Below are 12,322 nucleotides of genomic sequence, written 5' to 3'. Positions count from 1 at the left end.
ATGCATATATTACAGACTGGCTTGAAGTTCCTTGGATAGACGGCTCAGCTTGCCGCGCAGGCTGCCGTCGTACAGCGTGTCGCCGATGCGGACGGTGATGCCGCCGATCAGAGACTCGTCAACCTGACCGATGACGCGTACCTGCTTGCCGATGATGGCGGCGAATTGCGTCGCGATCTCTTCGGCCTGATCCGGCGTGAGCGGCTTGGCCGAGGTGACCAGCGCGTCGGCACGTCCGAGGACGCCTCCGGCGACCGACATGTACGCATCCAGCACAGCCGGGATCTCGCTCTCGCGACCGCGTTCAACCAGCAGGCTGACCGTGTTCAGCACGATCTGGGATACGTTGTCGCCGAACGTGCTGCGCAGAAGCGCGATTTTCTTGTCCAGCGTGATGTTCGGGGCCGACAGAAAAACGCGCAAATCTGCGTTCGCTCCGATCGCGTCCGCGACCAGCTTCAGCTCGTTCTCCGTGCTGGCTACCGCGTCTTGCTCGCTTGCCAGATCGAAGAGCGCTCTGGCGTATCGTTTGGCTACGACCGTGCCGCGGCTCATGACTTTTTACCTACGTCTTTGAGATATTGATCGACCAGTTCGCCTTGGGCGCCCGCGTCGACTTGTTTCTCGAGGATCTTGCTGGCGATCTGAACGGACAGGCCGCCGACTTCGGACTTGAGCGAAGCGATTGCCTTGTTCTTCTCGGCTTCGATGTCGCGTACCGCCTCTTCCTTCAGGCGGCTGGACTCGCCGCGCGCCGCGGAGATGATGTCGTCGGCTTGCTTGGAGCCGGTCGACTTCGCTTGCTCGATAATATCATAGGCTTCCTTGCGCGCTTGCTGCAGCGATTGCTTCTGCTCTTCGAGGAAACGCTCGCTCTCGGAGCGGTTGCGCTCGGCCGTGTCGATCTGCTCTTTGACGAGCTGACGGCGCTTTTCCATGATGCCGAACAGCGGGCCGAAGGCATACTTCGACAGCAGCAGGTACAAGATGCCGAATGCGATGACTTGAATAAAAAAGTTGCTCCATGTGATGGTCAACGATAGCCACTCCTTTCACCCAAAAACTGTCGATCGAATGCGAATTACGCCCTCTTGCATAAGGAAGGCGTGGAGGCAAGTGGCTCTCCGCGCCTACCGTTATAGATAAGTTTTCTTACTTCGCCATGAAGATGAAAGCGAGGACGAGGGAGATGATCGGCAGTGCTTCGACCAGACCTACGCCGATGAACGCCGTCGTCTGCAGGGCGCCGCGCAGCTCAGGCTGGCGGGAGATGCCTTCGACCGTCTTGGAGAAGATCAGACCGTTACCGATACCTGCGCCGAGTGCGCCAAGGCCGAACACGATTGCAGCTGCTAACAGACCGTAAATTTCCATTTGTGAATATCCTCCTCAAATTGGGTACTTAAAGATTAATGATCTTCTTCGTGAATGCTGGCCTGACCGATATACACCATGGTCAGCATCGTAAATACGAACGCCTGGATGGCGCCTACGAATATACTGAACCCCTGCCAGATGAGCAACGCCGGAATCCCGACCCAGCCCATGCCGAGGATAACGCCGATCATGACTTCGCCGGCGTAGATGTTGCCGAATAGCCGGAGACCGAGCGTCAGCGGCTTGGCCACCGTCTCGATCAGGTTGATCGGGAAGAAGAACGGCCACGGCTGGAAATAGTGCTTGAGATAATGCTTGCGGTTGTGACGGAACCCTTGGATGTGCGAGAGGACGATCACGGTAAGAGCGAGTCCCATCGTCATAGCGGCGTCCGCAGTTGGGGACTTCCACCATGCGAAGTGGGCTTCCTCTTCGCCGTTCATGAACAGATCCATTCCGAGGAACGTCGCGTGACCGTGCGCTTCGGTAATGAAGTTGAACGGAAGGCCGAGCATGTTGCCGATGAAAATGTAGATGATCAGCGTAAGACCGAGGCTCAGGTAGACGCGACCCCGCTTGAAGTCTGTCGCCATCCCGATGATGTTGCTGACGAACTCGACGACCCACTCCATGAAATTCTGCAGCTTGCCGGGGTTATCCACCGACAGGTTGCGGACGGACAGGCGTGCGAGTACGAATGCGACAATGCTGGTCACGATGACCATGATAATGGCCGCAAGGTCGAACTTCACACCGCCGAGAATGACGATTGGCGCTAAATGATCCATGTTAGTGCTTTTCACCCCTTTCATCGGTGGCGTGGCCGCCTTGGCGGCGCCTGGATAGGATACCCAGTAGGAGTGTTGCCATCGGCGCCGCAATTAATCCCGCTGCCGTAGCCGGGAGATTGAATTCAAGCAGGCGGACCGATACGTACCCGGCCAGCAGCGCCAGCGCGGCACGGGAGAGGAAGCCGAACCCCGAGCGGGGTCTGCGTCCGCCGGAAGCGGCTTCGCCGATCCGGGCGGTCTTCCAAGCCAGATGCCAGGCGACGAGCAAGCTGCCGATCGCACCGATCAGGAACCCTCCGAAGACAGTCTTGTACGCGGGCAGAACCGCCCACCCCAGACATCCCATGGACAAAAAAAAGAACGTAATACGGGAAACCTTCTTCATCAGAGCAGGCAAATCGTCCATCATTTGCCCCTTCCCTTGACGGCGTACTTCCGAATAAGGCCTACAGCCGAGCCGATGCCGGCGACGAGGCCGACGACAAGTCCGACCAGATACCAGGTTGAGGTGCCGCGGTTGCCGTCAACGACGGACCCAATCCACCAACCGAGACCTACGCATACGGCCAACTCCGCACCGATCGCGGTTACGAGTCCGGCCGCTCGCCAAGGATTCTCATCCGGCGGCAGAGACGGTTTTTGTTCGGATTCGGGCATGGACATCCGCTCCTTTGATCCCATCAGCAAGAAATTCGACTAAAAGTAAGCCCTTTCTTCCTAATGGTTCAGGTAATATTGTATCCTTGGCCGATGGGATTTGTCAATTCGCATAAAATCAAACATTATGTGAACGCCAAGCCGCCAAACCCTTGATAAATCTGGATTTTCGCTCATTCCGAACCATACAGCTGCGCTGTATGCTGTAGACAATTTCGCCCCCGCGGCCCCCGCTCCGGCGCCGGCATCCGCCGCCCGGATGGCGAATATTGCCGACATTTGGCACCACACCGACCGCATGCAGAGCAGCAACGGCGGTAGGACGCCTGCCCCTGCGGCAGATGATGATTAGCCGATAGCAGCGGGGCGAGTTGTGCGGTACTACCGCATAACTCGCCCGAAACCGCACTGCTGCGCCGGAGTTACGCGATTCTGCCGCACAACTCGCACGAAACCGTACTGCTGCGCCGGAGTTATGCGATTCTGCCGCACAACTCGGTCACAACCGCACCGCTGCGACGGAGTTATGCGATTCTGCCGCACAACTCGAACGAAACCGTACCGCGGAGCCGGAGTTATGCGATTCTGCCGCACAACTCGGTCACAACCGCACCGCTGCGCCGGAGTTACGCGATTCTACCGCATAACTCGTACGAAACCGCACTGCTGCGCCGGAGTTATGCGATTCTGCCGCACCACTCGCACGAAACCGCACCGCGGAGCCGGAGTTATGCGATTCTGCCGCACCACTCAGCCGCCGAACGCCTCCGGCCGCTCTCCCCTGCCGAAGTGATGCAGGATCGCCTGCGCAATCCGCCTGGAGGCTTGGCCGTCTCCGTACGGATTCGCGGCGCGGCTCATCCGGCCGTACAGCTCCGGATCGGACAGCAAGGCCGTCGCCCTGTCGAAGATCATATGCTCGTCCGTGCCGACGAGCTCGAGCGTGCCCGCACCGACGCCCTCCGGACGCTCCGTCGTATCCCGCAGCACGAGCACGGGCACTCCGTAGGACGGTGCCTCCTCTTGCAGACCGCCCGAATCCGTCAGGATCAGCTGCGTGTGCTTGTAGAAGTTGTGCAGCTCCACAACATCGAGCGGATCGATCAGACGAATGCGCGGATGATCGCCCAAAATCTCCTCGGCCGGTCCCTTGACCGCAGGATTCGGATGCACCGGGTAGACGATCGCGATATCATCATGTGCCTCGGCCAGCCTCCGCACCGCACGGAAAATCTGCCGGTGCGGCTCGCCCTGGTTCTCGCGCCGATGTGCCGTCATGAGCACGAGCCGCTTGCCGGCGGCCCAGTCGAGCACAGGGTGCGCGAAGTCCGGCTTCACCGTGTATTGGAACACATCCGTCACCGTATTGCCCGTCACGTATATCCGGTCCTCCGGCTTGTTCTCCTTGCGCAGGTTGCCCGCCGACCACTGGGTCGGCGCGAAGTGCGCGTCGGCCAGCACGCCGGTGAGCTGGCGGTTCATCTCCTCCGGATACGGGGAGAGCTTGTTCCAGGTGCGCAGCCCGGCCTCGACGTGGCCGATCTGGATCTGCTGCAGAAACGCCGCATAGCTCGCAAGGAAGCTCGTCAGCGTATCGCCGTGCACGAGCACCATGTCGGGCTTCGCCTCTGCGAGGATCGGTTCCAGCCCCTGCAGGACGCGGATCGTAATCTCGTTAAGCGTCTGACCGACCTGCATGACATTCATGTCGTAATCGGGCTTGATGTCGAAAATCTCGAGCACCTGGTCGAGCATCTGCCGATGCTGCGCGGTCACGCAGACGGTAGATTCGATCAGTCCCGGATACTTTTGCAGCTCGAGCACGAGCGGCGCCATCTTGATCGCCTCAGGGCGCACGCCGAAGATCGACATGATCTTAATCGGTTTCACAAGTACGTTCCTCCCACAATCCTAGCTTGTCTTTATTTGGTTCCGTACAGACGGTCGCCCGCGTCGCCGAGTCCGGGCACTATGTATCCGTGTTCGTTGAGATGCGAGTCCAGCGAAGCGACGAAGATGTCAATCTCCGGATGCGCCTCCTGCACCGCCTTGACGCCCTCCGGCGCCGCGATGAGGCACATCAGCTTGGTCGGCTTGCAGCCGCGCTGCTTCAGAATCGAGATCGCTGCATTGGCGGAGCCCCCCGTCGCCAGCATCGGATCGAGCACGATCAGCTCGCGCTCGGTCACGTCGGTCGGCAGGCTGACATAATACTCGACCGGCTGCAGCGTCTCCTCGTCCCGGTACAGGCCGATATGGCCCACGCGGGCGGACGGCAGCAGCTTCAGCACGCCGTCGACCATGCCGAGTCCCGCGCGCAGGATCGGGATCAGACCGACCATTCTGCCCGCAATAATCCGCCCCTCGGCCTCCACGACCGGGGTTTGCACTTTTACCGAAGTCAGTGGGAAATCGCGTGTCGCCTCGTACGCCATCAGCGTCGAGATCTCGTCCACCAGCTCGCGGAATTGCTTGGTCTCTGTCGTTTTATCGCGCAAAAATGTGACTTTATGCTGAATCAGCGGGTGGTCGCATACTTGCAAGCGCCCCATGGTGTTCCTCTCCTTTGTCCGTTCGGATGCCCGTCCATTATATCATTGTCTCCCCCTCGGCGCATCCATGCCTTGCCAAAGCAAATCGGGCATCCTCTGCGCAACGCGGTGCGTCCCCGCATATTCGTCACCTTCGTCTCGCCTGCTGCATAGGCTGATGTCAGAACGCCCAGGGAGGAATGCCCATGACCTCAAAAAGCAAAGCGGCCGAGACGAATGCGCCGATCTACGAAGCCGACCAGGCTTGGGTCGGCAACGTCAAGCAGACCCGGCAGAAGCTGTCGGATGTGTGCGGCCGGCACCATAACAAAAACGTGCGCGTGCAGACGATCGACGGCCACGTCTATGAAGGCACCGTCATCGGTATCGACGGCTGCCATCTGCATCTCGCCGTCTCGCCGAGCACGATGGACGCCCGTTTTTTCGGCGCCTTCGCCGCAAGCTCCATCTTGACGCTCGTCCTGTACGAACTGCTCGTCATTACGCTGCTCATCTGAGCGCGGCCCGATCCCGCCCCTCGCCGAGGGCGCGGGATTTTTTTCATTCATGATTTTCCCTGTTCGCGATCATCCTAATCAGGCTGCGCCCCGACCGGGCATGGATACGCCAGGAATCACAGGAGGTCGCAATGCCGGGTACATTATCCAAATCCCCGTGGTCCTCGCTGCGGGACAGAACACAAGGAAGCGATTATGCGGATGCCGACCACAAGCCGCAGCAGAAGGCGAAGCTGGGGCGTCAAGCCGCCCTGCTGCTCGCCGTTCACGCGCTGTTCACCTGCGGCAACGCATTGTCCGCGACTTTCGTTAACATCTATATCTGGAAAATCAAACAGGACTACGCGCTCCTCGGCTGGTTCGCCGTCGTTCATCAGCTGTCGATGTCGCTGACCTTCTGGCTCGCAGGCAAGTGGGTCAAAGAAGGCAACAAAATGAATGCCCTGCGCGCCGGGGTCATCGCGGCCGCCGTCTTCTATGGGCTCGTGCTGGCATTCGGGACGCGCGCGGCAGACGCCGTGCCGCTGCTCGGACTTGTGCAGGGCATCTCCTCGGGGCTGTTCTGGCTGTCCTTCAATGTCGTTTACTTCGAAATTACAGACCGGGACAATCGCGACCGCTTCAACGGCTGGACGGGCCTGCTCGGCTCGCTGTCCGGAATGCTCGCGCCCTGGCTATCCGGTCTGCTCATCGCCGGCAGCGGTGGCAATACCGGCTATCGGCTCATATTCGCGATCTCGCTGGCCATCTTCGTCGCGGGCGCCGTGCTCACGTTCTGGCTGCACAGGCGCGAACCGTCCGGCCGCTACGAATGGCGCATCGGGCTCGGCACGCTGCTGCGGCGAGGCAGCCCCTGGCGCTCCATCACCTGGGCGATGGTCGCGCAGGGCCTGCGGGAAGGCATCTTCGGCTTCGTCATCGCGCTGCTCGTCTATACCTCAACCGGCAGCGAGATGAAGCTCGGCAACTTCTCGCTGTATACCTCGGCAGCGGCGCTGCTCAGCTTCTGGGTGGCGGGCAGACTGCTCAAGCCGAGCCGCCGCTTCTGGGGCATGCTGACTGGCGCCCTCATGATGAGCCTGTTCATCTTGCCATTATTGTGGGGGACGGGCTATTCCACCATGCTGATCTTCGGTCTCGGCACGGCTGTCTTCATGCCGCTCTTCGCCATTCCGTCCGTATCCGTCGTATTCGATCAGATCGGCGGCAACGAAGCCGATGTGAGACAACGCGAGGAACGGGTTATTTTGCGCGAACTGGCACTCAACGCCGGACGCCTCATCGGCACCGTCGTCTTTATCGCATGCGTGTCCCGCAGCGCGAACCCGATGCTGATCCGGATTCTGCTGCTTATTTTCGGCAGCTCTCCTGTGCTGGTGTGGGCGCTGCTTCGCCAACGTCTTCGCGCCGCATCACATTCAGTAGTCGGGAAAACGGGAAAAAATCCGGGTTGAGGAGAGGTAAGGTAGACGCATGCGGGCAGGCTTCGAGCCTTCCAGCACCGAGTGACTTGTCAGCTCATGGATGCTCGCCCCCGAGTCGATGCGCACGCGTGATGCGATTCAAATTCCAAGTTCTCTAGTTGCATAACTGTGCGCATTCAAGTTACAATTACAACTGATACTTTTTTATATACAGTTCATCGGAAAGCGAGTGAAGCTAATGAGTCATCTCGGATCCTCGTATACGCTAAAGGGTCTAACGCTCCGCAACCGCATCGTCATGAGCCCGATGTGCCAATATTCCGTCGAAGCGGAGGACGGCGCACCGAACGATTGGCACTTCGTGCATTACGTCTCCCGCGCTGTCGGCGGCGCCGGACTCATCCTGGTGGAGATGACGGACGTCGAGCCGGACGGACGCATCTCGAACCGCGATCTGGGCCTGTGGTCGAACGAACAAATCCCCGCCTATCGCCGCATCGTAGACGAAGCTCACAAATACGGCGCCAAGATCGGCGTGCAGCTCGCACATGCAGGACGCAAGGCGCTGGATGCAGAACCGCCCGTCGGTCCGTGGAACGAGCCGTTCGACGACCAAGCCAAGCAGCCTCGCACGCTCAGCACCGAGGAAGTGTGGGCGCTGGTCGACAAGTTCGCCCAGGCCGCCTCGCGGGCCGTACAGGCCGGCTTCGATACGATCCAGCTCCACGGCGCCCACGGCTACCTGATCCATCAGTTCCATTCGCCGGGCATCAACAAGCGCGACGACGAATTCGGCCGCGATCCCGCCAAGTTCGGCGTTGAAGTCATCAAAGCCGTCAAGGCCGTACTGCCCGCGGATATGCCGCTGCTCATGCGCCTGTCCGCGATCGAATACGCCGAGTACGGCTACGAGCTCGAGCATATGCTCGAAGTCGCGCGCGCTTACCGCGAAGCGGGCGTCGATATGTTCGACATCTCGACCGGCGGCGAAGGCGGTCCGGCGGTGAAGGGCAAGCCCGGCAACTACCCGGGCTACCAGGTGCCGTACGCGCGCGCCTTCAAGCAGGCGCTGGGCGTCCCCGTCAGCGCAGTCGGCATGCTGGACGATGCCGAGCTGGCCGAGCACGTCGTCGCATCGGGCGACGCCGACCTCGCCGTCATCGGCCGCGCCATGCTGCGCAACCCGTACTGGGCGATCGACGCGCTGCGCCATCTCGACGGCAAGGCCGACATCCCGAAGGCGTACGAGCGCGGGTATCCCGGGCACCGATAAGCCTAACCACCTCACCTCGAAGCCGATGCATGTCTTCTTACGCATCGGCCTCATTTTTGGCGGCTTCACCCCGGTGCATGCCGCTCATACACTATTCTTGTGCACCATGCCTCTCGCCACGCCATCTCCTCCCGCAACCGCGCCGCTCATGCACCATTCTTGTGCTCCATGCCCCCCTCGTCTCGCCATTTTCTCCCGCATCCGCGCCGCTCATGCACCATTCTTGTGCTCCATGCCCCCTCGCCACGCCATATCCTCCCGCAAACGCGCCGCTCATGCACCATTCATGTGCTCCATTCCCCCTCGTCTCGCCATATCCCTCCGCATCCGCGCCGCTCATGCACCATTCTTGTGCACCATGCCCCCTCGCCACGCCATCTCCCTCCGCATCCGCGCCGCTCATGCACTATTCTTGTGCACCATGCCCCCTCGCCACGCCATATCCCTCCGCTTCCGCGCCGCTCATGCACCATTCTTGTGCTCCATGCCCCCTCGCCACGCCACATCCCTCCGCATCCGCGCCGCTCATGCACCATTCTTGTGCACCATGCCTCTCGCCACGCCCTCTCCTCCCGCAACCGCGCCGCTCATGCACCATTCTTGTGCTCCATGCCTCTCGCCACGCCATCTCCTCCCGCAACCGCGCCGCTCATGCACCATTCTTGTGCTCCATGCCCCCTCGCCACGCCATCTCCCTCCGCATCCGCGCCGCTCATGCGCTATTCTTGTGCACCATGCCCCCTCGCCACGCCGTCTCCTCCCGCATCCACGCCGCTCATGCACCATTCTTGTGCTCCATGCCCCCTCGTCTCGCCATATCCCTCCGCTTCCGCGCCGCTCATGCACCATTCTTGTGCACCTTCCCGCATCTACATCGATTTTTCCGGATTCATTTCGTTCACTAAATATCGATATTTGCGCTTATGCGACTTACTTACCGGCATGATCAATCCCTTCTTTACCAGCGAGTCTATATACTTGTATATCGTGTTTCGATGCAATCCCAGCACAGTACGCAGTTCAACCGGTTGCAAGGGGGACGATGAACGGCATGCATAAGCCATGATTTGCTTCTCGACTGCCGTTAGCTCCACCTTATCGACCCGAATATCCCTCCATCTCCCCAGCATCTGCTGCAGCAGCTGTTGAGATTGCCGAGGCTTGTCCCGTATCGATAAAAATGCCAGGCGCAATACGGACCAACCGTCGATCACGAGGTGGTTTTGGCGCATGAGTTCATCTTCGTATTCGGCGGCCGTTGCGTTGACGCGATGGGATGAGCGACCGTCGACTTCGATGGCGATTCGATACGCATTCGTGAAGTAAGCAAAGTCGATGTACCTGAAGCCGTCCTTGTAATCCTTCACCTCATATTCGGGCTCCACCCCCTTCAAGCTGCCGAACGCAGCAAACCACGTGAACCGAAGAAAGTACATGGATGCATAGGTTAGACCGGGTCTCAGCCTTCGAAGCCTGTTCCCTTTGGCGGACCGCAACAACCCGGACCACCACGCAACGAACGCGCTCTCGAATTGTCTGTTCAAATCCGGGTCTGCCTGCATGTAAGCCGGGTCTCGTTGAAAAGCTTGCAGCGTAACGGGAGGGGACGATTCGGCTGCGTGGACCGGTAGTCGTGCAAGTGTGATGTCGGTTGAATGTTTCATGCCAATCTCTCCTTCGCAATTGAGATAAGACGCAAAAAAACGCCGCCCGCACCGTAATCCGCAGATCACAGCAACGAACGGCGCGTGCTTCGCACCGAGAATACATCTTCTTCCAAAAGATACCGTATCTCCAGGCAAACGGCAAGGGTTCATTCCGCTAATTCGAAAAAAACCCACGCTCAATCAGAGCGCAGGGCCACACCTTGCTTGCGGCGTCATCGTCGCCTGGATATGCGTCCCGAGCCGCCGAAGCTCGTTCGCGGCTTCGTCGTCTTGCGCGGCTTGAAGCTGGAGCCCGACTTGCTGCTGCCGGAGCCGGACGTACCGTCCCTGGTGATACTCCCGCTCGTGCCTTTTTTCTTGCCGAACAGGCCGTCCGAGCCTACGCTGCCCGAGCTTGAGCCTGACGAGCCGCCGCGCTTGAAGATCGATCCCTTCTTGTCCACCGTGAGCGGCGGGGCGGTCTTCTGGTCGCTGACCGTCGGCGTGCGATAGGTGCCCGTGCTCGGCGGATGGGCCTTCTGGCTGCCGTAGCCGCGATAGTCGCCGTAGTATCCGCCCCGCGACGAGTCGAACAGATTGCCGATCAGGCTCGCCAGCAGATATCCTTCGAGGAACGACGGACTGTAGTTCTGACGCACGTACTCCTTGGAGTCGACCTCGACCAGACTATCCTCCGGCTTGTTCGGATCCTGCTGCACGTGGATGATCTGATCCGAATAGACGAGGAACATATGCTGCGGATCTTCCTTGGACACCTGCTCGGGCTTCTTCTTGGCCTCAAGTCCGGTCGCGACCTCCTGCACTGTCTCGCCCGCAGCGCGGTAGACGTATGAGGTCTGACTGCCGCTGCCGCTCACCGACTCGAGCGGATAGGTCTCCTCGACGTTAAGGCTCGGCCCGCATGCGGACAGCAGCGTCACGACGAGCGCGAGCATGACTGTCAGGTGAATGGAGGAGCGCAGCCAGCCGCGACCGGCCCGCCGGCGCGCAGGCCGGCTCATCGTCCGCTTCCTCTCAGCCACGCCACATCCCCCGGCAGCACGCTCTCACCTTCGTACAGCATGAAGCGCCCATCCTGCCACTCGATCCGCAGCAGCTTGCGCCCGTCGGACTGGAACCTCCACACGTACAGTTCCCCGCCTGCTGCGGCAAAGGGCGTGCTGCCTGCCTCGGCAATTCGCGTGCTGTACTGGTCTTCCAGATGATAGTCGATGCCGTCCAGCTCGATATGCGCCGGCACCTCGTCCATCGAATCGAGGCGTCCGTCGATCGGACTGAACAGCGAATACGCCGTATCGAGCCGCTGCTCGATGTTCAGATAGCGGACGGCGGCGCCGTCGCGCAGCGTCAGCCACACTTCATTGCGCGCGGTCGGCTTCGTACGTCCCGTCACCTGGTAGGTGACGAGCGACACTTCGCACACATCGCCCGGCCCCATCGTCAGCACGCTCCGTTCCTCCGGCAGCGGCTCGGCCTTTTTCAATATATTTTTAACCCGCTTGAACAGGCTCATCCTCGTGTCCTCCTCTCCGCAGCCCTACAGGCACGAGCCGATAATGAGCGCCCCGACCAGATGCAGAGAGCCTGCAATCAGACCGTGTCCCACGATGCCGTCCCGCACGCCCTCGTCAAGCCGCAGATCTCCGATCTTCCTGAAGGCGAATTCGACGATCCATTCCAGCACGAACAGGATTACAAACGAGATGAACGAGACGACCAGCGCCTCCCAGAGATCGTCCGACGTGACGATCGAGCGCGACAGAATGTAGCCCTGCGCGACCAGCTTCAGCACAAAGCGGACGGCGACGGCCGTATTGCCCCGCTTCATCTCTTCCATATCCTTGTACTTGGTAAAGTAAGCGTCGATGCCCATCAGGATGAACAGGAGCACCGCGCCTGCCGCCGTCCATAGCAGCGTGCCGACTACATTTTCAATCGCCAATGTGAATGTCTCTCCTCCCGCGAATAGAGCGAGGCGGCTGTGCCTTCATCATTATGAGGGTGCAGCCGCCGGGCATCATCCGTATCGAATATTCAAGCCTTGTTTCCTATTTTATCCGAATCGGAATCCGCCCCGCAACGGT

The 12,322-nt window shown here is 60.1% G+C and carries 15 protein-coding genes; 3 read left to right on the top strand and 12 right to left on the bottom strand.

Features of this window, described 5'->3' with window-relative positions; all coding sequences use genetic code 11:
* Nucleotides 1-9 precede the first annotated feature (9 nt).
* The 8 genes from VQ071_RS07150 to upp form a co-directional block, all read right to left on the bottom strand.
* Complete coding sequence (locus VQ071_RS07150) at nt 10-555, bottom strand: F0F1 ATP synthase subunit delta (RefSeq protein ID WP_340513213.1); 546 nt, start codon at nt 553-555, stop codon at nt 10-12.
* Complete coding sequence (atpF, locus tag VQ071_RS07145; protein ID WP_340513212.1) at nt 552-1,037, bottom strand: F0F1 ATP synthase subunit B; 486 nt, start codon at nt 1,035-1,037, stop codon at nt 552-554. The genes VQ071_RS07150 and atpF overlap by 4 nt, the downstream gene beginning before the upstream one ends.
* 115 nt (nt 1,038-1,152) lie before the next feature.
* Entirely contained in the window at nt 1,153-1,374 is a 222-nt protein-coding gene (gene atpE / locus VQ071_RS07140; RefSeq protein ID WP_227886380.1) for a F0F1 ATP synthase subunit C, read from the bottom strand.
* A gap of 35 nt (nt 1,375-1,409) precedes the next feature.
* Nucleotides 1,410-2,165 carry a F0F1 ATP synthase subunit A gene (gene atpB / locus VQ071_RS07135; RefSeq protein ID WP_340513211.1) on the bottom strand — a complete coding sequence of 252 codons (756 nt, stop codon included), beginning with the start codon at nt 2,163-2,165 and terminating at the stop codon, nt 1,410-1,412.
* A 1-nt stretch (nt 2,166) separates the two neighbouring features.
* On the bottom strand, nt 2,167-2,577 hold the full coding sequence (locus VQ071_RS07130; protein ID WP_340513210.1) for an ATP synthase subunit I: 411 nt from the start codon (nt 2,575-2,577) through the stop codon (nt 2,167-2,169).
* Nucleotides 2,574-2,825 carry an AtpZ/AtpI family protein gene (locus VQ071_RS07125; protein ID WP_340513209.1) on the bottom strand — a complete coding sequence of 84 codons (252 nt, stop codon included), beginning with the start codon at nt 2,823-2,825 and terminating at the stop codon, nt 2,574-2,576. Before VQ071_RS07125 ends, VQ071_RS07130 begins: the two co-directional genes overlap by 4 nt.
* Nucleotides 2,826-3,575: 750 nt before the next feature.
* Nucleotides 3,576-4,715 (bottom strand): non-hydrolyzing UDP-N-acetylglucosamine 2-epimerase, encoded by a 1,140-nt coding sequence (gene wecB, locus VQ071_RS07120; protein WP_340513208.1) that lies wholly within the window; start codon nt 4,713-4,715, stop codon nt 3,576-3,578.
* Nucleotides 4,716-4,747: 32 nt separating this feature from the next.
* A complete protein-coding gene (upp, locus tag VQ071_RS07115) occupies nt 4,748-5,377 on the bottom strand; it encodes a uracil phosphoribosyltransferase (protein WP_340513207.1) in 630 nt (209 codons plus the stop codon).
* A 185-nt stretch (nt 5,378-5,562) separates the two neighbouring features.
* Here upp and VQ071_RS07110 point away from each other — a divergent pair, with 185 nt between their 5' ends.
* From VQ071_RS07110 to VQ071_RS07100, 3 genes are all read left to right on the top strand, one after another.
* Nucleotides 5,563-5,874 (top strand): acetyl-CoA acetyltransferase, encoded by a 312-nt coding sequence (locus VQ071_RS07110; RefSeq protein ID WP_340513206.1) that lies wholly within the window; start codon nt 5,563-5,565, stop codon nt 5,872-5,874.
* A gap of 131 nt (nt 5,875-6,005) precedes the next feature.
* Nucleotides 6,006-7,328, top strand: a complete 1,323-nt coding sequence (locus VQ071_RS07105) for an MFS transporter (protein ID WP_340513205.1) — start codon at nt 6,006-6,008, stop codon at nt 7,326-7,328.
* 208 nt (nt 7,329-7,536) lie between these two features.
* Complete coding sequence (locus VQ071_RS07100; protein ID WP_340513204.1) at nt 7,537-8,571, top strand: NADH:flavin oxidoreductase/NADH oxidase; 1,035 nt, start codon at nt 7,537-7,539, stop codon at nt 8,569-8,571.
* Between the two features lie 869 nt (nt 8,572-9,440).
* Here VQ071_RS07100 and VQ071_RS07095 read toward each other — a convergent pair.
* From VQ071_RS07095 to VQ071_RS07080, 4 genes are all read right to left on the bottom strand, one after another.
* Complete coding sequence (locus tag VQ071_RS07095; protein WP_340513203.1) at nt 9,441-10,235, bottom strand: DNA-binding response regulator; 795 nt, start codon at nt 10,233-10,235, stop codon at nt 9,441-9,443.
* A gap of 215 nt (nt 10,236-10,450) precedes the next feature.
* Nucleotides 10,451-11,239 carry a DUF4247 domain-containing protein gene (locus VQ071_RS07090; RefSeq protein ID WP_340513462.1) on the bottom strand — a complete coding sequence of 263 codons (789 nt, stop codon included), beginning with the start codon at nt 11,237-11,239 and terminating at the stop codon, nt 10,451-10,453.
* A complete protein-coding gene (locus VQ071_RS07085) occupies nt 11,236-11,751 on the bottom strand; it encodes a DUF4178 domain-containing protein (RefSeq protein ID WP_340513202.1) in 516 nt (171 codons plus the stop codon). Before VQ071_RS07085 ends, VQ071_RS07090 begins: the two co-directional genes overlap by 4 nt.
* A gap of 24 nt (nt 11,752-11,775) precedes the next feature.
* Nucleotides 11,776-12,180, bottom strand: coding sequence for a DUF350 domain-containing protein (locus VQ071_RS07080; RefSeq protein WP_340513201.1), 405 nt, complete (start codon nt 12,178-12,180; stop codon nt 11,776-11,778).
* Nucleotides 12,181-12,322: the final 142 nt, after the last annotated feature.

It is taken from the genome of Cohnella sp. 56, assembly GCF_037963805.1.
Taxonomy (GTDB): domain Bacteria; phylum Bacillota; class Bacilli; order Paenibacillales; family Paenibacillaceae; genus Cohnella.
Note: the sequence above shows the minus strand (reverse complement) of the source record. Positions and strands in the feature narration are given on the sequence as shown.